Genomic DNA, 18,100 nt, shown 5'->3' with positions numbered 1-18,100 from the left:
CGTGAACCGCTTCGACGCAAAACTGAAGCGGACAAATGATGTGCTACCAAACCGGACAACTTGATTAGCTACCGACACACCTCAAGCCATGCGACGCGGTGTCTCTGCAGGGTAGGGTGGCTGAGATTGAGGTCAGGCCGGCCTCACCTCAATATCAGTCACCCTAGGGCAGGGTGAACCACACCGGCAGCATCCCCGACTGCTGCAAGCCGTCGATCAGCTCGAAGGCCGGCAGCGCCACCAGGAACACCAGCCCGTCGAGCAACGTGTTCAGCAAGAGGCGCGGCTTGAAGCTGCCGGTATCGCCTTCCTGGTAGAGCGAAAGGTTCGGGAAGAAGCGCGGCACCTTGGCGAGATAGGCCTGGTAAGGCGCGCCGAGCACCTCCTTCAAATACCGCTCCTCGCGCAGGATGACGATGTGGAAGGCGCCGGCGCAGAGCAGTGAAAACAGGATGATGCCGCTGAAGGAGCCGATCTGCGCGCCGACGCCGGCCGCCGCCACCGTCGAGAACACATAGAGCGGGTTGCGGGTGATCGAATAGGGGCCGCCGGTGACCACTTCGGCCGATTTGCGACCGCCTATATAGAGCGTCGACCACAGCCGCCCGACAATGCCGAGGAAGATCAGGAGCACACCGAACATCTCGATCGACTCATGCATGGGCGTGTCCGGCGGAAAGGAAGACTGGCCGAACAGCAGCGCGCAGAACAGCACCACGATCAGCACCGCCAGCACGATCCGGCGCATGTGCTGGTAGCCGCCCAAGCCTTCATTCTGGTTGTCGGCCTGGACCTTCACTTCATCGACCATGACCCATCCGATCGTCGATTTGCTCGCGATCGAGGAACTCGATCATCGATTTGTTCGCGACCGGCAAAAGCCGATCGCCGATTTGCTCGCGATCGCGAAGTGATCGTCGAGGTAACCGGCGATCGGATTGAAAACAGGCGCCCCGCCGATCGTCGGGACGCCGTGCCCGGCAATTCGGGCGGATTTTAGAGCGGGACGGAAAGAGCCCGGCTGCTCTCGAAACCGTGATGGACGCGACGCTTTGGCGGCCGCGCCATCCTTGGTCAGCGCGGCGCCAGCACCATCATCATCTGGCGGCCTTCGAGCTTCGGCTCCGCCTCGACCTTGGCGATCGTCGCAACTTCCTCGCGCACCTTGTTCAGAAGCTGCATGCCGAGTTCCATATGCGCCATCTCGCGGCCGCGGAAGCGCAGCGTCAGCTTGACCTTGTCGCCTTCCTCGAAGAAGCGCCGCACGGCCTTCATCTTGGTCTCGTAGTCGTGGCTGTCGATGTTCGGGCGCATCTTGATCTCCTTGATCTCGATGACCTTCTGGTTCTTGCGCGCTTCGGCCGCCTTCTTCTGGTTGGCGTATTTCAGCTTGCCGAGATCGAGGATCTTGACGACGGGCGGCACGGCATTGGGCGATATCTCGACCAGATCGAGCCCTGCCTCTTCGGCGAGCAGCAATGCGTCGTTGATGGAAACATCGCCTCGGTTCTGGCCTTCGGCGTCGATAAGCTGGACCCGGGGAACCCGGATGTCTCGGTTGGAGCGCGGCCCGTCCTTGGTGGGTGCCGCTGCTTTGAAAGGTCTGCGAATGGTCGTGGTCTCCTCGGCCGTTTCGTTCAGGGTTTCTGTAGAGTCAAAATAGGTGGACGCGCCTATGTGGTGAGCGCGGGGCGTGAGTCAATAGCATAGCCGCGTCGCAAAATCACCTGCCGCCTGGCAATTGTCTGCACCAAGCAAAGAAACGCCGCGAGCACTTTTCGTTGAACCCCGGCCTGTGCCAAAAGACCGGCCGAAAGGACAAGCTCATGGCCGCCAGCGCTCCGGTTTTCATCGATGTGGACGGATCGAGCATCGCCGTCAGGCAGGCGCCCGGCGCGGCGCCCGGCGTGGTCTGGCTTGGCGGCTACAAGTCCGACATGCTGGGCACGAAGGCCGCGACGCTTGCCGCCTGGGCCGCTCGCGAGGGCCACGCCTATCTGCGCCACGACTATTCCGGCCATGGCGAGTCGGGCGGCGAATTCGCCAACGGCACGATCTCCAGATGGCTGGCCGAGAGCCTCGCCGTCTTTCGCCGGTTCGGCCAGGGCAAGCAGATACTGGTCGGCTCCTCGATGGGAGCGTGGATCGCGCTGCGCATGGCGCAGGAACTGCGCAAGGCGGGCGAGGATCGCGTCGCCGGCCTGGTGCTGCTCGCCCCGGCGCCGGACTTTACCGTGGAATTGATCGAGCCGGTGCTGACCGACGCGCAGCGGCAGGATCTCAAGCAAAAAGGCTTCTTCGCCGAGCCGTCCGACTATTCGGACGAGCCTTATATCTACACGCGCGCGCTGATCGAGGACGGCCGCGCCAACCGGGTGATGACCGGGCCGATCGACACCCACTGCCCGGTGCATATCCTGCAGGGCCTTGCCGATCCGGATGTGCCGTCCGGCCATGCCTTGAAGCTTGCATCCATGCTGCCGGCCGACGATGTGACGCTGTCGCTGATCCCGGACGGCGACCATCGCCTGTCCCGTCCCGAGGATCTCGACCTGCTCGAGCGGGCCGTCGGCGACATGGTCAAGCGGGCGGCCGGATAATGCGCATCTCCATCCCGATATCCGCCTTCGTCGCCGCGATCGTCGGCTTCGGCGGCACGCTGGCCCTCGTCATCGCCGCCGCCAACGCCGTCGGCGCCACCCAGATCGAGACCGCGAGCGGCGTCACGGCGATCTGCCTGGCCATGGTCGTCGAATGCCTGTGGCTCTCCTGGCGCACGAAGATGCCGGTCATCACCGCCTGGTCGACGCCTGGCCTGGCGCTGATCGCGGCTTCCAGCGGCTTCACGATGCCGCAGGCCGTCGGCGCCTTCATGGTCACCGGCGTCCTTTTGGTCGCCACCGGCCTGTTCGGGCCGCTGACCCGGCTGATCGCGAAGATCCCGGCCTCGGTCGCGTCCGGCATGCTGGCCGGCATCCTGGTCAGCTTCGCCGTCAATGCGGTGAAGGCCATTCCCGCCGACCCCTGGCTGATCCTGCCCTTGATCGCCACCTTCTTCGTCATCCGCCTGTTCAATCCGGCTTTATCGGTGCTGGTGGTGCTGATCGGCGGCGGCCTCGCCGCGTTCCTCACCGGCCGCGTCGGCAGCCTGCCGGCGCCGGAATTGTCGACATTGACGTTCATTGCGCCGCAATTCACCGCCTCGGCGACCATTGGCCTTGCCCTGCCCCTCTATCTGGTCACCATGGCCTCGCAGAACCTTTCCGGCCTCGCGGTGCTGCGCGCCGCGGGCTATCATCCGGAGCCAGGTCCACTGATCGGCGTCACCGGTCTGTTTTCGCTGCTCTCGGCGCCGTTCGGCGCCGCCACCACCAATCTTGCGGCGATCTCGGCTGCAATCTGCACCGGCCCCGATGTCCATCCCGACCCGGCCGAGCGCTGGAAGACCGGGCCGTTCTACTCGCTCGCCTATCTCATCTTCGCGATCTTCGGCGCCTCCCTCGTGGCGATCTTCGCGGTCCTGCCGCAAAGCCTGATCGTGCTGGTCGCGGGGCTCGCCTTGACGGCGCCCCTGGCCAACGCGCTGTCGATCGCGCTGAAGGACGAGGCCGAACGCATGCCGGCCACCGCCACCTTCGCCGTCACGGCTTCGGGGCTCACGCTCTTCGGCGTCGGCGCGGCATTTTGGGGGCTGGTTGCCGGAATGGCAGTGCTTTTCTTGGAAAAACTCAAAAAGCGATAATCATTTCAGATGCTTCGCCGGTTTTGGCCGAACTTGCCTTGAATCGCCTATTTCGCCTTCCCATTTCGATTCCACGCAGCCGGTTTGGCTGTTTCCAACGGAAGGATTTGGAGAAAATGAACACAAGTGCATTGATCCGTCCGGCCTGGACGCCGGCCACCATCGCGCTGATGGTCATCGGCTTCATGGTGTTCTGGCCGCTCGGCTTCGCCATGCTCGCCTACATCATCTGGGGCGACCGGCTCGATGGCTTCAAGCGCGACGTCAACCGCGCCACGGACGGCATCTTCGCCTGCTGCCGTCGCGGCTCCGACAAGGCGGCCCGCTGGGGCCACGGCTCGGCCCGCACCGGCAACGTCGCCTTCGACGACTGGCGCGAGAAGGAGCTCGAGCGCCTCGCCGAGGAGCGTCGCAAGCTCGACGAGATGCTGACCGAGTTCGACGATTACGCTCGCGAGCTGCGCCGCGCCAAGGACCAGGACGAGTTCGACCGCTTCATGGCGAACCGCAACAAGTCGACCGCGCCGACCACCACCGGCTCGACCGACAAGCCCGCTCCCAAGCGCGGCAAGGGCACGAACCTGCTCGACGACTAAGATCCGGCGACCGGTCTTAGGATGATAAAACGGCGTCGCGCGAGCGGCGCCGTTTCTTTTTTGTTCTCTTTGTAGCTTCCCTCCACTGGCCGTTTTTTTCGAATCGCGTATCGTCCAGCCATGACCCTCGGCTTCTTTCGCAATCTGACCAAGCCAAAGCCCACGCCAGTGGTGGAGCGCGAACATTGCGTCGCCGGCCGCACGCTGCCGCTGAAAATCGTCGAAAGCGCCAGGGCCCGGCGGCTCACGCTGCGCATCGATTCCGGCGGCCAGGGCCTGCGCGTCACCGTGCCGCCCGGCCTGCGCCGCGGCGAGGTGGAGAAATTCCTCGACCGCCACCAGGACTGGCTGGAGCAGCGCCTGGCCAAGGTGCCGACGAGGCCGCAGGTGCGTCCCGGCATCAGGATCCCGATCCGCGGCGTGCCGCACCGCATCGTGCATGAGCCCTCCAAGCGCGGCACCGTCGCCGTCTCGCGCGACGAGCGCGGCCCGCTTCTGATCGTCCATGGCGAGCGCATCCATCTGCCGCGCCGCATCGCCGACCACCTCAAGCGCGAGGCCAAGAAGGAGATCGAGAAGCTGGTGGTCAAGCACACCGAGGCGATCGGCAAGCGCGCCAAGGCCATAAGGTACAAGGATACCTCCAGCCGCTGGGGGTCATGCACCTCGGAGGGCAATCTCTCCTTCTCCTGGCGCATCATGATGGCGCCGCCGGCGGTGATAAACTACCTGGTGGCGCATGAGGTGGCGCATCTCAAGGAGATGAACCACGGCCCGAAGTTTTGGAAACTGTGCGAGAAGCTCTGTCCCGACACCGACCGCTGCAAGGACTGGCTGAAGCGCAACGGCGGCGCGCTGCAGGCTATTGTGTTCGAGTAGAGGCGATAGGTTGTGCGGGGCCACCAGCCCGCAAACGGTGGAGATTGGCCGAACGCTCTCGCGGCTTCGGCATTCTAGGCCGAAGCAAGGAGCGAAGCGACGCGGCGCAGACCCTAGAATCCATGCCGTGACGTGCGAGCGCCGCAGCGATGCAAAAGACGCTATATCATTAAACGAAAAGGGAATATCTTCCCTCGCCGCGTCCTTCGACCAATGTAACGGCATGGATCCTAGGGTCTGCGCGCCGCTTCGCGTCGCTCCGCCCTAGGATGACGAAGTTACGGCTGGCGCCCTAGGAACCTTCTCCTCAATCGTCATTCGCCGCGTTCAACTCCTCCGGCCGTAGCCCTTCCTCGGTATGCGGCCACGGCAGAAAGTTCCCGTCAAACGCATCGCTGCCAAAATACTCCAGCGCCCGATGCGCCTCGGCGCCGTTGAAGGCGGCCTTGTCCATCAGATGCGTGATCACCTCGCGCGCCTGCGCGATCTTCTGCCTGAGTTCGGCAACGGTCCGGTCGGCCATGCTTGTCGTGCTCCCGCCTGTGGTTCCTATATGAAGGTAGTGTTTTCCGCAGAGCCGGCAACAGCATGCTTTTTCTCGACTCTTTTCCCGTTTCGTGCCAATCCCGCGCCATGACGCTCGACATCAAGATCTGCGGATTGAAGACCGACGCCGCGATGGCCGCTGCCCTTGCCGGCGGCGCCAGCCATGTCGGATTTATTTTCTTCGCCAAGAGCCCGCGCTATGTCGAGCCCGCCGAGGCCGGGCGCCTGCGCGAAGCGGCGCGCGGCAAGGCCAAGGCGGTCGCCGTCACCGTCGATGCCGATGATGCGTTTCTGGACGAGATCGTCGCCAGGATGCAGCCGGACATGCTGCAGCTGCATGGTTCGGAGACGCCCGAGCGCGTGGCGGAGCTCAAGGCCCGTTACGGCCTCCCGGTCATGAAGGTGTTTTCCGTCAGCGAGGCTGCCGATATCGAGCGCATAAAGCCGTTCGTCGGCATCGCCGATCGTTTCATGTTCGACGCCAAGCCGCCGAAGGGATCGCAGCTTCCAGGCGGCAACGGCGTCGCCTTCGACTGGCGCATCCTTGCCGGCCTTGACGCCGGCGTCGATTACATGCTTTCCGGTGGCCTCAACGCCGCCAATATCGGTGATGCCCTGAGACTGGCCAATCCGCCCGGAATAGACGTTTCGTCGGCCGTGGAAAGCGCTCCGGGCGTCAAGGATCCGGCGCTGATCGAGCAGTTTTTCCGGGCCGTCAGGGCCGCGCGCGATGACCGCGCCGCCTGAGCAGGTTCAAACCCGAGCATGTCCCGGAAAAGTGGGAACCGGTTTTCCGACAAGGACATGCTCAGAAGCAAAGAGTCAGGAGATCGGCGATGAACAAGCCGGCAATGCCCAATTCCTTCCGCACCGGGCCCGACGAACAGGGCATGTTCGGCATTTTCGGCGGCCGCTTTGTCGCCGAGACGCTGATGCCGCTGATCCTCGATCTGGAAGACGAGTGGAACAAGGCCAAGAACGATCCCGAGTTCAAGGCCGAGCTGCAGAACCTGTCGACCCATTATGCCGGGCGGCCCTCAAAACTCTATTTCGCCGAGGGCCTGACGAAGCATCTTCGTGAGGTTTCCTCGGCGAAGGGCCTCGGGGGCGGCGCCAAGGTCTATTTCAAGCGCGAGGACCTCAACCACACCGGCTCGCACAAGATCAACAACTGCCTCGGCCAGATCCTGCTCGCCAAGCGCATGGGCAAGAAGCGCATCATCGCCGAGACCGGCGCCGGCCAGCATGGCGTGGCCTCTGCCACGGTCGCGGCGCGCTTCGGCTATCCCTGCGTTGTCTACATGGGCGCCACCGACGTTGCGCGCCAGAGCCCGAACGTGTTCCGCATGAAGCTGCTCGGCGCCGAGGTGCGGCCGGTCACCGCCGGCCACGGCACGCTGAAGGACGCCATGAACGAGGCGCTGCGTGACTGGGTCACCAATGTCGAGGATACCTATTACCTGATCGGCACCGCCGCCGGCCCGCATCCCTATCCGGAGCTGGTGCGCGACTTCCAATCGGTGATCGGCACGGAAGCCCGCGCCCAGATTTTGGAGCAGGAAGGCCGGCTGCCTGATGTCATCATCGCCGCCGTCGGCGGCGGCTCCAACGCCATCGGCCTCTTCCATCCCTTCCTCGACGACAAGGATGTGCGCATCATCGGCATCGAAGCCGGCGGGCGCGGCCTCGACGGCATCGAGCATTGCGCCTCGATGAGCGCCGGCAGGCCCGGCGTGCTGCACGGCAACCGCACCTATCTGCTGCAGAACTCGGACGGCCAGATCCTCGACGGTCATTCGATCTCGGCCGGCCTGGATTATCCCGGCGTCGGTCCCGAGCATTCCTGGCTGCGCGATTCCGGCCGCGTCCAATATGAGCCGATCCTCGACGACGAGGCGCTGGAAGCCTTCCAGCTCACCACCCGGGTCGAGGGCATCATCCCGGCGCTGGAATCGGCGCATGCCATCGCCCATGCGATGAAGATCGTGCCGAAGATGGACAAGGACCAGATCGTCATCGTCAATCTGTCCGGCCGCGGCGACAAGGACGTGCATACGGTGGCCAACATGCTGGGCATGGAGATCTGACAATGACCACCCGCATCGACCGCCGCATGGCGAAGCTCAAATCCGAGGGCCGCCCGGCTCTCGTCACCTACATCATGGGTGGCGACCCCGATTACGACACCGCCTTGGCGATCATGAAGGGGCTGCCGCTCGCGGGCTCGGACATCATCGAGCTCGGCATGCCGTTCTCCGATCCGATGGCCGACGGTCCGGCGATCCAGGCGGCGGGTCTGAGGGCGCTGAAAGGTGGCCAGACGCTGGCCAGGACGCTGAAGATGGCAGCGGAATTCCGCGCCGGCGATAATGACACGCCGATCGTGCTGATGGGCTACTACAATCCGATCTACATCTACGGCGTCGACCGCTTCCTGGTAGATGCCAAGGCGAGCGGCATCGACGGCCTGATCGTCGTCGACCTGCCGCCGGAGATGGATGAGGAGCTTTGCATTCCGGCGCTGAAGGCCGGCGTCAACTTCATCCGCCTGGCGACGCCGACCACCGACGACAAGCGCCTCCCCAAGGTTTTGGAAAACACCTCCGGCTTCGTCTACTACGTCTCGATGACCGGCATCACCGGCTCGGCGCTCGCCGACACCGCCAAGGTCTCGGCGGCGGTCACGCGCATCAAGGGCCACACCGCGCTGCCGGTTTGCGTCGGCTTCGGCGTCAAGACCGCCGAGCAGGCGCGTGTCATCGGCGCCTCGGCCGACGGCGTTGTCGTGGGCACGGCGATCGTCAACGCGATCGCCAACGTGCTGGGACCCAAGGGCGAGAAAACAGCCGATCCGGCGGAAGCCGTGGCCACCCTGGTCAGCGGTCTTGCCCAGGGCGTCCGCTCGGCCCGCCTCGCCGCCGCCGAATAGCCGCACTATTTGTTTCCTCAGCAGTTCGGGCCGGAAATCCGCCACAGATTTTTCCTGAATTGCTCGAAGTCTCTTCCAGGACAGGAGCCGAAGCCATGAACTGGATCACCAATTACGTCCGCCCGAAGATCAATTCGATGCTCGGCCGGCGCGCCGACATGCCGGAAAACCTCTGGATCAAGGATCCCGAGACCGGCGAGATGATCTTCCACAAGGATCTCGAATCCAACCAGTTCGTCATCCCGGCTTCCGGCCACCACATGAAGATCTCGGCCAAGGAGCGGCTGAAATACTTCTTCGACGACGGCAAATACGAGGTGCTGGAAAACCCCAAGGTCGTCCTGGACCCGCTAAAATTCCGCGACGAGAAGCGCTACACCGACCGCCTGAAAGAGGCGAAGGCCAAGACCAGCCTCGAGGATGCGATCCTCAACGGCGCCGGCACCATCGACGGACTGCCGGTCATCGTCACCGTGCAGGACTTCGCCTTCATGGGCGGCTCGCTCGGCATGGCCGCCGGCGAGGCCATCGTGCATGCCTTTGAGGTCGCGCTGCAGCGCAAGCGGCCGCTGATCCTGTTCGCCGCCTCCGGCGGCGCCCGCATGCAGGAAGGCATCCTGTCGCTGATGCAGTTGCCGCGCACCACGGTCGGCGTCGACCGGCTGAAGGAAGCCGGCCTGCCCTATATCGTCGTGCTCACCAACCCGACCACCGGCGGCGTCACCGCCTCCTACGCCATGCTGGGCGATGTCCAGATCGCCGAACCCGGCGCCCTGATCGGCTTTGCCGGCCCGCGCGTCATCGAGCAGACCATCCGCGAAAAACTGCCCGATGGTTTTCAGCGGGCCGAATATCTGATGGAGCACGGCATGGTCGACATGGTCGTGTCGCGGCTGGAGATGCGCCAGACCATCGCGCGGCTGTTGAAGATGCTGCTCAAGATGCCGGAGGCCGAGAAGCCGCTGGAGCCGGAGATACTGCCGCCGGCGGTGGTCAACGCCGAGGCGCGGCCGCAAGCCTGAGGCGAGATCGGCCCTGACGCGATATAGGCCTGCGCGACATCCTTCGCCGCGAACCGCGATTTGCGTCGCCTGTTGCGTGCTGTAGCCTCTGATTTGCGCATGACCGTTCCGAGACCGATTCCCGGTCTCTGGGTTAGGCGCTAAAGCAATTCCAGGAAAAGTGTGAAACGGTTTTCCGTCCGGAATTGCGTAAACAAAAAAAGAGAGAGCGGTTCAGAATTTCCATGAAACGATGAACTGCTCTAGGATTCCGCTATGACAACGCTTTCCGCCGAACGCGAAATCGAACACCTGATGACGCTGCATCCGAAAGGCTTCGACCTTTCGCTGGACCGCGTCACGCGGCTTCTCGAACGCCTCGGCAATCCGCAGGACCGGTTGCCGCCAGTCATCCACATTGCCGGTACCAATGGCAAGGGCTCCTGCGCCGCCTTCTCGCGCGCGCTGCTGGAGGCGGCCGGCCACCTCGTCCATGTCCACACCTCGCCGCACTTGGTGAACTGGCACGAACGCTACCGGCTGGCGGCCGAAGGCGGCGGCAGGCTGGTGGAGGACGATGTTTTCGCCGAGGCCATCGCGCGTGTCGCGGAAGTCAATGGCGGCCAGAAGATCACCGTCTTCGAGATACTCACCGCCGTCACCTTCATCCTGTTTTCGGAGCACCCGGCGGAAGCGGCGATCATCGAGGTCGGCCTCGGCGGCCGCTTCGACGCCACCAACGTCATCAAGCGACCGGCCGTTTCGGTGATCATGCCGATCTCGATGGATCACGAAGCCTATCTCGGCGACCGCGTCGAGCTCATCGCCGCCGAAAAGGCCGGCATCATGAAGCGCGGCTGCCCGGTGGTGATCGGCGCCCAGGAAAGCGACACCGCGCTTCAGGTGCTGATCGAGACAGCCGAGCGGCTGGACTGCCCGACCGTGGTCTATGGCCAGGATTTCCTCGCTTTCGAGGAGAACGGCCGCATGGTCTATCAGGACGAGGACGGGCTGATGGACCTACCGTCGCCGCGCCTGCCCGGGCGCCATCAATACGCCAACGCCGCGGCGGCGATCGCCGCAGTCAAGGCTGCCGGCTTCGAGATCGGCCACCGCGCCGCCGAGCGGGCGATGACCAATGTCGCCTGGCCGGCACGAATGCAGAAGCTGACGCAGGGCAAGCTGGTCGACCTAGCGCCGAAGGGCGCCGAGATCTGGCTGGACGGCGGCCACAATCCCGGCGCCGGCATCGTCATCGCCGAGGCGCTCGCCGAGCAGGAGGAGAAGAATCCAAGGCCGCTGGTGCTGATCTCCGGCATGATCAACACCAAGGACCAGACCGGCTATTTCAGCGCCTTCAAGGGTTTGGCCCGCCATGTCTACACCGTGCCGGTGACCAACAGCGAAGCCGGCGTGCCGAATGACGAGCTGGCATTGCGTGCCGAAGAGGCCGGCCTGTCGGCCGAGCCGGTCAGCTCCGTCGCCAGCGCGCTGATGCTGTTGCGCGACTCCTGGGACGGCCCGGCGCCGCGCATCCTGATCGGCGGCTCGCTCTATTTCGCCGGCGCTGTGCTGGCCGAGAACGGCACGCCGCCGACCTGAGGGGACTCAGCGGCTCGCCGAGGCCATGCTCGACACAAGTTCCTCGGCGTCGGCATCGGCATGGCGGATGGCCAGCTGGAATGCCGTGTCGGCGTCGCCGCCGACGATCGCGGCGACCAGGGGTTCGTGCAGGGTCGGTATGTCGTGGAGATTGTTGTAGAACCGATCCGTCAGCCGCAGGAACATCCGCGTCTGGCCTTCGAGCCTTTCGTAGATCTCCATCAGCCGCCGGTGTCCGGAAATACCGATGACCGTCCGGTGGAATTCGAAATCCAGCTCCATCAGCTTCCTGCGGTTGCCGTTCGAGGCGGCGGTCTTCATGGCCGCCACGATGTCGGTCAGCTGCTTGCGGCCGGCCTCGTCTATGCGTTTCGCGGCCAACCGCGCGCCGAGCGCCTCCAGCGAGTCCCGCAGCATCGAGATTTCGTAGACGTCGGGCTTTTCCACGGTGATGACGAAATTGCCGCGGCGCGGCCGATAGACGATCAGCCCTTGCGCCTGCAGATATTTGAGGGCGCCACGGATCGTGCCCTGGCTGACGTTGAAACGGCCCGCAAGGTCGAGCTCGATGAGCCGGGTGCCGGGCTCGATCTCGCCATCGACGATGGCTGCCCTCAGCGCCTTGCCGATCTCGCTTTCCAGGGATGGGTGATTGTCGCCCGAGATTCTCATGGTCTGGAGTTTTCCTGTCCTGTGCTTCCGAGCCGCTTCAAATCGTTCCTCTTGTCCAATACGGACCTGCGATGGCCACCCCGCCTGCTACGGCGATGGCCACAGACTGCCGCTGCGCGCTTCCTGGGCCGGCGGCTTCCTCTCGGGCAAGGGATTCAACCCCACGGCGAATTCTCTAGCAGATCGAATGGCGCAGGTCATGACTCTTATCATTTATCGATAATCGATATTGACAGCTTTACCGACTTTCGCGATTGTCGCCCGACGTCAGACGGGCCGGGGTAATGTCACCAATCTTTTCGAGAGACTATGCGGCGGAGCTACCGAAGGTGGCTCACGGCAGCGGCGTCTATGTCTACGACACCGACGGCAAGGCCTATCTCGACGGCATGGGCAGCGCCGGCGTCGTCGGCATCGGCCATGGCCGGACCGAGATCTATCGCGCCCTGGCCGACGCCGGCAACAAGGTGACATTCGCCTACACGGCCACCTTCACCCACCCGTGGCAGGAACAGCTCGCCAGTTCGATCCTGTCGGTGGCGCCGAAGGGAATGGCGTCGGTCTATTTCGTGTCCGGCGGCTCGGAAGCCAACGAGACCGCGCTGAAGCTGGCGCGGCAATACCATCTGGAGCGCGGCGATACGCAGCGCCACAAGATCATTTCGCGCTGGCAGAGCTACCATGGCGTCACCATCGCCACCCTCTCGCTGTCCGGACGCACGAGCTGGCGCACGCCCTATTCGCCCTATCTGCTGCCGGTGGTGCATATTTCGCCGCCTTACGAATATCGCTGCGCATATTGCCGCGACAATGGCGGCTGCACGCTGGATTGCGCCGACGAGCTGGAGCGCGCCATCAACCTTGAAGGCCCTGAGACGGTCGCGGCGTTCTTTGCCGAAACCATCGTCGGCACCACGGCTTCGGGCCTCGTGCCGCATAAGGATTACTACAAAAGGGTGCGCGAGGTCTGCGACCGCTACGGCATCCTGTTCGTAGCCGACGAAGTGCTCGCCGGCTATGGCCGCACTGGCGTTCCCTTCGCCATTGCCGACTGGGATGTCACCCCCGACATGATCACCTGCGGCAAGGCGATCGGCAGCGGCTACGCGCCGCTGGGCGCGGTGCTGGTCAACGACCGCATCACCGACTTCTTCCGCGACAACCGCAAGCGCTTCGTCCACGGCTTCACCTATAGCGGCCATCCGGCGTCCTGCTTCATCGGCCAGCAGGTCTTCGACATCATGTCGAGGGAAGGCCTGTTCGAACGGCCGGGCCAGATCGGACAATATCTTGCAAGCCGCCTGAGGCAGCTTCAGCAGCGCCATGCCTGTATCGGCGACGTGCGCGGCAGGGGGCTCTATGCCGGGGTGGAATTCGTCGCCGACCGCGCCACGCGCCAGCCTTTCCCGGTGGAAAAGGCGTTCACCTCGCGCTTGGTGGCCGGCATGCGCGAGCGCGGCGTGATCGTTGGCGGCGGCGTGCCGGGCGCCAATTTCGGCCAGGGCGGCGATCATATCCAGATCACGCCGCCATATATCGTCACGGAGGAAGAGATCGAAGTCATCGTCGACACGCTCGACGAGGTCATCACCGAGATCGTTTGAAGGTCACCAGCCGGAATGCCGTGGGAGGCAGGCCGAACTCGAAACCAACCACAAAGAAGAAGGGGAATTGCAATGCTCAAATCCATACTGGCGGCCGCCTGCATCGCGGCGCTGACCACCGTTTCCGCCCAGGCGGGCGTCACCATCAGGATCGGCGGCGCCGGTTCGCCCGACAGCCCCGACACCAAGGCCATGGAGGTGTTCAAGCAGAAGATGGAGGCGGAGCTGGGCAGCGACGTCTCGATCCAGCTTTTCCCGAGCTCGCAGCTCGGCACCGTCGACGAAATGGTCGAGCAAGTGAAAGGCGGCGTGCTGGAATGCATGTATGAAAGCGTCGGCGACCTCGGCTCCTTCCACCCGGCGGCCAATGTCGAGGGCGTGGCCTATCTCTATCGCGACGAGGATCATTTCTTCCGCATCTGGCGCGGTCCGGTCGGCAAGGAGATCCTCGACGCCATCGCCAAGGATGCGGGCTTCCGCGTGCTTGGACCGGCCTTCCACGGCTTCCGCCAGTTCCTGCTGACCAAGCCGGCCGAAAGCCTGGCTGATCTGCAGGGCCGCAAGATCCGCGCGCCCGGCATTCCGGCCTACATTGCTTCCATCCAGGCGCTTGGGGCCAACCCCGCGACGGTGCCTTTCGAGGAAGTCTACACCGCTATCCAGCAAGGTGTCGTCGATGGCGTCGAGCAGCCCCTGGTGGCGATCAAGGACCAGCGCTTCTACGAAGTGGCCAAGCATCTGCTGATGACCAATCACATGGCGGAAACGATGGGCTTCATGTGCGGCGAACCGTGGTACCAGGGCCTCGACAAGCGGGTGCAGGACGCTTTCGCCAAGAGCGCCGACGCCAGCGCCGACTGGTATCGGGAATACACCGATTCCTCGCAGGCCAAGGTGCTGGAAGAGCTCGTCGCCCAGGGTGTCGTCGTCCATAAGCCCAACCTCGACGAATTCATCGCCAAGGCCGCGGCGGACTCGAAATACGACGCCGCCTTGCAGCCCTACATCGACAAGATCCGGGCGGTTAAGTAGCAACTGGCGCGCCCGCCCTTGCCTGGGCGGGCGGTTCCAGTCGGAGATGCTCCATGGCAAACCTGCTCGCATCCGTGGGTAACGGGTTGCGCCGCGTGCTCGGCTTCCTCGTCGGCGCGGCGCTGCTCGCGATCGTGCTTCTCGTCTGCATCCAGGTGTTCAGCCGCTATTTCATCGGCGCGCCGACGCCGGAGCTGGCCGAGATCTCGCGCATCCTGTTCATCTGGATGACGTTCCTTGGCGCGGCGCTGCTGGTGAGCCAGCGCCAGCTCATCGTGATTGACCTTTTGCATGACCGGCTGAGCAGCGGCATCTTTACCCGGCTGAAGGTTCTCGTGGACATCGCGACCGCGGTGTTTCTCGTTTCCCTAGCCGTCTACGCACGCCATCTGATGATCGTGGTCGGGCAGAAGATCGCGCCGGCGACGGGCATCAGCTTCGACTGGTTCTACGGCGCGTTGCTGGCCTTTTCGGTCCTCGGCCTGTTCTTCATCCTGGAGCGGCTGTTCGGCGCAAGCCGCGCCGGACAGCAAACGGTTCCGGCTGCCGAAAAGCCCGTCGCGCATGAAGGTGCCCGGTCATGATGATGCTGCTGGTGCTGTCGGTCGTGTTCCTGGTGCTCGCCTTGCTGGCGGTTCCCGTCGCCATCGCGCTCGGGCTTTCGGCCCTGCTGGTGATCGCCATCTGGGGCATGCCGGGCTTCATCCTCGCGCAGAAGATGGTCAACGGCATCGATTCCTTCCCGCTGCTTGCCGTGCCCTTCTTCATCCTGGCCGCCTCGGTGATGAACAGCGGCGGCATCACCACGCGCGTCGTCGACCTGTTCTCCTCCGCGCTCGGCCGCATTCGCGGCAGCTCGGGCGTCGTCAATATCGGCACCAACGTCTTTCTGGCCGGCATATCCGGTTCGGCTGTCGCCGACGCCTCGGCAAGCGGCGCGTTGCTGATCCCCGAAATGCGCAAGGACGGCTATTCCGGCGCCTTCGCGGCGGCGCTGACGGCCGGGGCCGCGGTGATCGGCCCGATCATCCCGCCCAGCATCCCGCTGGTGATCTATGGCGTCATCGCCCAGGTCTCCATCACCAAGCTTTTCGTCGGCGCCTACGTCCCCGGCATCCTCATTGCTTTGGCGCTGATCGCCTATGTGACCTCCTATGCCCGCAGGCACCAGCTTCGGGCGCGCGGACGGCCGTCATGGGGCACGATCGGCAAGCAGTTCAAGGGCAGCGCCTGGGCGCTGTCGATGCCGCTGCTCCTGGTCGTCGGCGCCAAGGGCGGTCTTTTCACGGTGACCGAGCTCGGCGCGGTGCTGGTGCTCTATGCCATCTTCATCGGCTGGGTCATCCATCGCGAGTTCAGCTGGCGGCAGTTTCCGAACCTGCTGACCGATGCGGGGCTGCAGACCGCCAACATCATGCTTGTCGTCGCGGTCTCGTCATTCATCGCCTACCTCGTCGTCGTCCACGGCATTCCGGCGGACATACAAAGCCTGCTCCACAATGCCGACCTGTCGCCGTGGGAGTTCCTGCTGCTGGTCAACGTGGTCTTCCTGGTGGCCGGGATGTTTCTGGATTCGACGCCGGCGACCATCATCCTCGTGCCGATCTTCCTGCCCGCGGCCAAGAGCTTTGGCGTCGATCCGACGCATTTCGGCCTGGTGATCGTGCTGAACCTGATGGTCGGCCTGATCCACCCGCCTCTGGGTCTCAACCTTCTCATCACCCAGTCGATCGCCAAGGTGCCGATGCGCGAGGTGATCTGGGCCAGCCTGCCGATCGTCGCGATCATCCTGGCCGTGCTGCTGATCATTACCTTCGTGCCGCAGACCGTGCTCTGGCTGCCGGGCGTGATGGGCCTGTAGCGCTTCGTTGTGGCTTACGCGGCCAGATGCATGGTGGCAGGCAATGCCAGCGACAGGCCGGACAGGAAAAGCAGCACAAAGACGATTTTTCGCATCGCCCGCGGCGACAGCGATGGCGGCCAGCGGCGCGCCGCGTAAGTCATCGCCATCACCGCCGGCACGGCCAGGATGAGCGCGACAGGCGACATGGTCGGCAGGTTGCCGCTTGCAACGACCATCGCAATCCGCACCACCTGCGCGGCGCCGAAGGCGGCGACCAGCGTTTCGCGAATGCGTTCATGCGGGAAGGGCTGCCGGAAGAGATGATAGACAAGCGGCGGGCCGCCGGTCGCGAACAGTCCGCTCATCAGGCCCGAGACGACGCCGAAGCCGACAAAGCTTGCGTCCGACGACCGTTTTGCCAAACCGGCAGGCCTGATAGCCAGTTGCAGGCTGGACAGCATGATGACCAGGCCAAGCCCGATTTTCAGCAGGTCGGCCCGTGCGTCCGCCAGCCATTCCAACAGGGCATAACCCACGAACAACGAAGGCAGGCTTGCGATCAGGATCAGCCGCAGCTCGCGACGCGCAACCTCGCGCCAGCCGCCCTGGATCAGCATTTGCGTGGCGTTGACCAGGGTGAGCATACCCACCATCGCGGCGGCGTCGGGCAGCGGCAACAGGCCGACAAGCGCGATCGCGCCCATCATCACCAGGCCGAAGGCGAAACCGGTCAGCGTCTGGACATAGGCGCCGACCGCCGCAAAGCCGGCAAACGCCACGAGAGGTGCTACACCCATGGCGTCCCGTACGACGCCGGGATGAGACGGCGCAAGCCGGCGATCACGGCTGGTCCTACTTCAGCTCGATCTCGATGAAGGCATATTCGCCGTCATTGGCGTTGATGACGTCGTGCTCGACGCCCTCGCGGCGGAAATAGGGCGCGCCTTTCTTCATCTCGGCGAAGGATTCGCCGTCACTGGTCACCAGCTTCACCTTGCCGTCCATCAGCGGCACCACGACATAATCGTGGCCGTGACGGTGCCAGCCGGTGTTGGCGCCCGGCGCGAAACGGTACTCGGTGACGATGACGCGCTCATTGTCGACGTGAACTGTTGCCTTGGCTGTCCCGGTCATGGCGCTCTCCTTTTTCTGAAGCAGAGAGTATGACGTGCCTACGTGCGAGGGCCAGAGCGCGTCGAGCCATGACGCCAAAGAAAAAGCCCGGCGCGACGGCCGGGCTTTTTCTTCGACTATTTGGATTGGCTCAGGCGAGGCTGCCGTTGATCCAGTGCGACAGCGCGGTCTTCGGCGCCGCGCCCACCTTCATGTCGGCGACTTCGCCGCCCTTGAAGATCATCAAGGTCGGGATCGAGCGCACGCCGAACTGCGCGGCAAGCTCGGGATTCTCGTCGATGTTGAGCTTGGCGATCTTGACCTTGCCGCCGAGCTCGGTGGCGATCTCTTCCAAGGACGGGCCGATCATCTTGCAAGGGCCGCACCATTCGGCCCAGAAATCCACCACGACCGGCTCCTTGGCGTTGAGCACATCGGCCTGGAAATTGCCCTTGTCGACCTTGACGGTGGCCATGCTGAAATCCTTTCGAAAACTCGGGTTGCACCAAATGTGGTGGTTGTGGCGGCGATGTTCAAGCAG

Annotated in this window: 20 protein-coding genes; 13 read left to right on the top strand and 7 right to left on the bottom strand. The window is 64.0% G+C overall.

All coding sequences use genetic code 11. The features are described from left to right. Window positions 1–163 precede the first annotated feature (163 nt). On the bottom strand, window positions 164–811 hold the full coding sequence (locus LB572_RS32410) for a methyltransferase family protein (protein ID WP_224670648.1): 648 nt from the start codon (window positions 809–811) through the stop codon (window positions 164–166). A gap of 263 nt (window positions 812–1,074) precedes the next feature. Continuing rightward, entirely contained in the window at window positions 1,075–1,611 is a 537-nt protein-coding gene (infC, locus tag LB572_RS32405) for a translation initiation factor IF-3 (RefSeq protein WP_010912915.1), read from the bottom strand. A 215-nt stretch (window positions 1,612–1,826) separates the two neighbouring features. Here infC and LB572_RS32400 point away from each other — a divergent pair, with 215 nt between their 5' ends. The 4 genes from LB572_RS32400 to LB572_RS32385 all read left to right on the top strand — a co-directional run bounded on the left by LB572_RS32400 (window position 1,827) and on the right by LB572_RS32385 (window position 5,217). Beyond that, complete coding sequence (locus LB572_RS32400; protein ID WP_224670647.1) at window positions 1,827–2,600, top strand: alpha/beta hydrolase; 774 nt, start codon at window positions 1,827–1,829, stop codon at window positions 2,598–2,600. After that, window positions 2,600–3,742 carry a benzoate/H(+) symporter BenE family transporter gene (locus tag LB572_RS32395; RefSeq protein WP_224670646.1) on the top strand — a complete coding sequence of 381 codons (1,143 nt, stop codon included), beginning with the start codon at window positions 2,600–2,602 and terminating at the stop codon, window positions 3,740–3,742. The genes LB572_RS32400 and LB572_RS32395 overlap by 1 nt, the downstream gene beginning before the upstream one ends. 116 nt (window positions 3,743–3,858) lie before the next feature. Further along, complete coding sequence (locus tag LB572_RS32390) at window positions 3,859–4,338, top strand: DUF2852 domain-containing protein (protein ID WP_224670645.1); 480 nt, start codon at window positions 3,859–3,861, stop codon at window positions 4,336–4,338. A 120-nt stretch (window positions 4,339–4,458) separates the two neighbouring features. Continuing rightward, entirely contained in the window at window positions 4,459–5,217 is a 759-nt protein-coding gene (locus LB572_RS32385) for a M48 family metallopeptidase (protein WP_140801579.1), read from the top strand. A gap of 307 nt (window positions 5,218–5,524) precedes the next feature. Here the strand turns inward: LB572_RS32385 and LB572_RS32380 are convergent, their stop codons facing one another. Beyond that, complete coding sequence (locus tag LB572_RS32380) at window positions 5,525–5,740, bottom strand: hypothetical protein (protein WP_140801580.1); 216 nt, start codon at window positions 5,738–5,740, stop codon at window positions 5,525–5,527. Window positions 5,741–5,850: 110 nt separating this feature from the next. Between LB572_RS32380 and LB572_RS32375 the strand changes: the two genes are divergently transcribed. From LB572_RS32375 to LB572_RS32355, 5 genes are all read left to right on the top strand, one after another. Then, entirely contained in the window at window positions 5,851–6,510 is a 660-nt protein-coding gene (locus LB572_RS32375; protein ID WP_140801623.1) for a phosphoribosylanthranilate isomerase, read from the top strand. Window positions 6,511–6,599: 89 nt separating this feature from the next. Then, window positions 6,600–7,850, top strand: a complete 1,251-nt coding sequence (gene trpB, locus LB572_RS32370) for a tryptophan synthase subunit beta (RefSeq protein WP_140801581.1) — start codon at window positions 6,600–6,602, stop codon at window positions 7,848–7,850. 2 nt (window positions 7,851–7,852) lie between these two features. Further along, on the top strand, window positions 7,853–8,692 hold the full coding sequence (trpA, locus tag LB572_RS32365) for a tryptophan synthase subunit alpha (protein ID WP_140801582.1): 840 nt from the start codon (window positions 7,853–7,855) through the stop codon (window positions 8,690–8,692). A gap of 95 nt (window positions 8,693–8,787) precedes the next feature. Next, window positions 8,788–9,714, top strand: coding sequence for an acetyl-CoA carboxylase, carboxyltransferase subunit beta (accD, locus tag LB572_RS32360; protein WP_224670644.1), 927 nt, complete (start codon window positions 8,788–8,790; stop codon window positions 9,712–9,714). Window positions 9,715–9,969: 255 nt separating this feature from the next. Further along, window positions 9,970–11,295, top strand: a complete 1,326-nt coding sequence (locus LB572_RS32355; RefSeq protein ID WP_224670643.1) for a bifunctional folylpolyglutamate synthase/dihydrofolate synthase — start codon at window positions 9,970–9,972, stop codon at window positions 11,293–11,295. Between the two features lie 6 nt (window positions 11,296–11,301). Here the strand turns inward: LB572_RS32355 and LB572_RS32350 are convergent, their stop codons facing one another. Further along, a complete protein-coding gene (locus LB572_RS32350) occupies window positions 11,302–11,967 on the bottom strand; it encodes a GntR family transcriptional regulator (protein WP_224670642.1) in 666 nt (221 codons plus the stop codon). 329 nt (window positions 11,968–12,296) lie between these two features. On the opposite strand from LB572_RS32350, the gene LB572_RS32345 reads away from it, so the two are divergent. The 4 genes from LB572_RS32345 to LB572_RS32330 all read left to right on the top strand — a co-directional run bounded on the left by LB572_RS32345 (window position 12,297) and on the right by LB572_RS32330 (window position 16,464). Continuing rightward, window positions 12,297–13,571, top strand: coding sequence for an aspartate aminotransferase family protein (locus tag LB572_RS32345; RefSeq protein ID WP_318014097.1), 1,275 nt, complete (start codon window positions 12,297–12,299; stop codon window positions 13,569–13,571). Between the two features lie 72 nt (window positions 13,572–13,643). Then, window positions 13,644–14,603, top strand: a complete 960-nt coding sequence (locus LB572_RS32340; RefSeq protein ID WP_224670640.1) for a TRAP transporter substrate-binding protein — start codon at window positions 13,644–13,646, stop codon at window positions 14,601–14,603. 53 nt (window positions 14,604–14,656) lie between these two features. Further along, the gene (locus LB572_RS32335) at window positions 14,657–15,187 is read left to right on the top strand and encodes a TRAP transporter small permease (protein WP_224670639.1); all 531 of its coding nucleotides are present in this window, start codon (window positions 14,657–14,659) and stop codon (window positions 15,185–15,187) included. After that, the gene (locus LB572_RS32330; RefSeq protein WP_224670638.1) at window positions 15,184–16,464 is read left to right on the top strand and encodes a TRAP transporter large permease; all 1,281 of its coding nucleotides are present in this window, start codon (window positions 15,184–15,186) and stop codon (window positions 16,462–16,464) included. The genes LB572_RS32335 and LB572_RS32330 overlap by 4 nt, the downstream gene beginning before the upstream one ends. A gap of 14 nt (window positions 16,465–16,478) precedes the next feature. On the opposite strand, the gene LB572_RS32325 is transcribed toward LB572_RS32330, so the two are convergent. The 3 genes from LB572_RS32325 to trxA all read right to left on the bottom strand — a co-directional run bounded on the left by LB572_RS32325 (window position 16,479) and on the right by trxA (window position 18,034). Then, complete coding sequence (locus LB572_RS32325; RefSeq protein ID WP_140801590.1) at window positions 16,479–17,243, bottom strand: sulfite exporter TauE/SafE family protein; 765 nt, start codon at window positions 17,241–17,243, stop codon at window positions 16,479–16,481. 55 nt (window positions 17,244–17,298) lie between these two features. Then, window positions 17,299–17,580 carry a cupin domain-containing protein gene (locus LB572_RS32320; RefSeq protein WP_140801591.1) on the bottom strand — a complete coding sequence of 94 codons (282 nt, stop codon included), beginning with the start codon at window positions 17,578–17,580 and terminating at the stop codon, window positions 17,299–17,301. 130 nt (window positions 17,581–17,710) lie between these two features. Then, window positions 17,711–18,034, bottom strand: a complete 324-nt coding sequence (gene trxA, locus LB572_RS32315; RefSeq protein ID WP_112097238.1) for a thioredoxin — start codon at window positions 18,032–18,034, stop codon at window positions 17,711–17,713. Window positions 18,035–18,100 lie beyond the last annotated feature (66 nt).

It is taken from the genome of Mesorhizobium sp. BH1-1-5, from assembly GCF_020165615.1.
Taxonomy (GTDB): domain Bacteria; phylum Pseudomonadota; class Alphaproteobacteria; order Rhizobiales; family Rhizobiaceae; genus Mesorhizobium.
Note: the sequence above shows the minus strand (reverse complement) of the source record. Positions and strands in the feature narration are given on the sequence as shown.

Excerpts from the sequence above, each read along its gene's own strand:
- LB572_RS32410 (WP_224670648.1), bottom strand. The coding sequence starts at position 811 with ATGGTCGATGAAGTGAAGGTCCAGGCCGACAACCAGAATGAAGGCTTG.
- LB572_RS32400 (WP_224670647.1), top strand. The coding sequence starts at position 1,827 with ATGGCCGCCAGCGCTCCGGTTTTCATCGATGTGGACGGATCGAGCATC.
- LB572_RS32395 (WP_224670646.1), top strand. The coding sequence starts at position 2,600 with ATGCGCATCTCCATCCCGATATCCGCCTTCGTCGCCGCGATCGTCGGC.
- LB572_RS32390 (WP_224670645.1), top strand. The coding sequence starts at position 3,859 with ATGAACACAAGTGCATTGATCCGTCCGGCCTGGACGCCGGCCACCATC.
- LB572_RS32385 (WP_140801579.1), top strand. The coding sequence starts at position 4,459 with ATGACCCTCGGCTTCTTTCGCAATCTGACCAAGCCAAAGCCCACGCCA.
- LB572_RS32380 (WP_140801580.1), bottom strand. The coding sequence starts at position 5,740 with ATGGCCGACCGGACCGTTGCCGAACTCAGGCAGAAGATCGCGCAGGCG.
- LB572_RS32375 (WP_140801623.1), top strand. The coding sequence starts at position 5,851 with ATGACGCTCGACATCAAGATCTGCGGATTGAAGACCGACGCCGCGATG.
- trpB (WP_140801581.1), top strand. The coding sequence starts at position 6,600 with ATGAACAAGCCGGCAATGCCCAATTCCTTCCGCACCGGGCCCGACGAA.
- trpA (WP_140801582.1), top strand. The coding sequence starts at position 7,853 with ATGACCACCCGCATCGACCGCCGCATGGCGAAGCTCAAATCCGAGGGC.
- accD (WP_224670644.1), top strand. The coding sequence starts at position 8,788 with ATGAACTGGATCACCAATTACGTCCGCCCGAAGATCAATTCGATGCTC.
- LB572_RS32355 (WP_224670643.1), top strand. The coding sequence starts at position 9,970 with ATGACAACGCTTTCCGCCGAACGCGAAATCGAACACCTGATGACGCTG.
- LB572_RS32350 (WP_224670642.1), bottom strand. The coding sequence starts at position 11,967 with ATGAGAATCTCGGGCGACAATCACCCATCCCTGGAAAGCGAGATCGGC.
- LB572_RS32340 (WP_224670640.1), top strand. The coding sequence starts at position 13,644 with ATGCTCAAATCCATACTGGCGGCCGCCTGCATCGCGGCGCTGACCACC.
- LB572_RS32335 (WP_224670639.1), top strand. The coding sequence starts at position 14,657 with ATGGCAAACCTGCTCGCATCCGTGGGTAACGGGTTGCGCCGCGTGCTC.
- LB572_RS32330 (WP_224670638.1), top strand. The coding sequence starts at position 15,184 with ATGATGATGCTGCTGGTGCTGTCGGTCGTGTTCCTGGTGCTCGCCTTG.
- LB572_RS32325 (WP_140801590.1), bottom strand. The coding sequence starts at position 17,243 with ATGGGTGTAGCACCTCTCGTGGCGTTTGCCGGCTTTGCGGCGGTCGGC.
- LB572_RS32320 (WP_140801591.1), bottom strand. The coding sequence starts at position 17,580 with ATGACCGGGACAGCCAAGGCAACAGTTCACGTCGACAATGAGCGCGTC.
- trxA (WP_112097238.1), bottom strand. The coding sequence starts at position 18,034 with ATGGCCACCGTCAAGGTCGACAAGGGCAATTTCCAGGCCGATGTGCTC.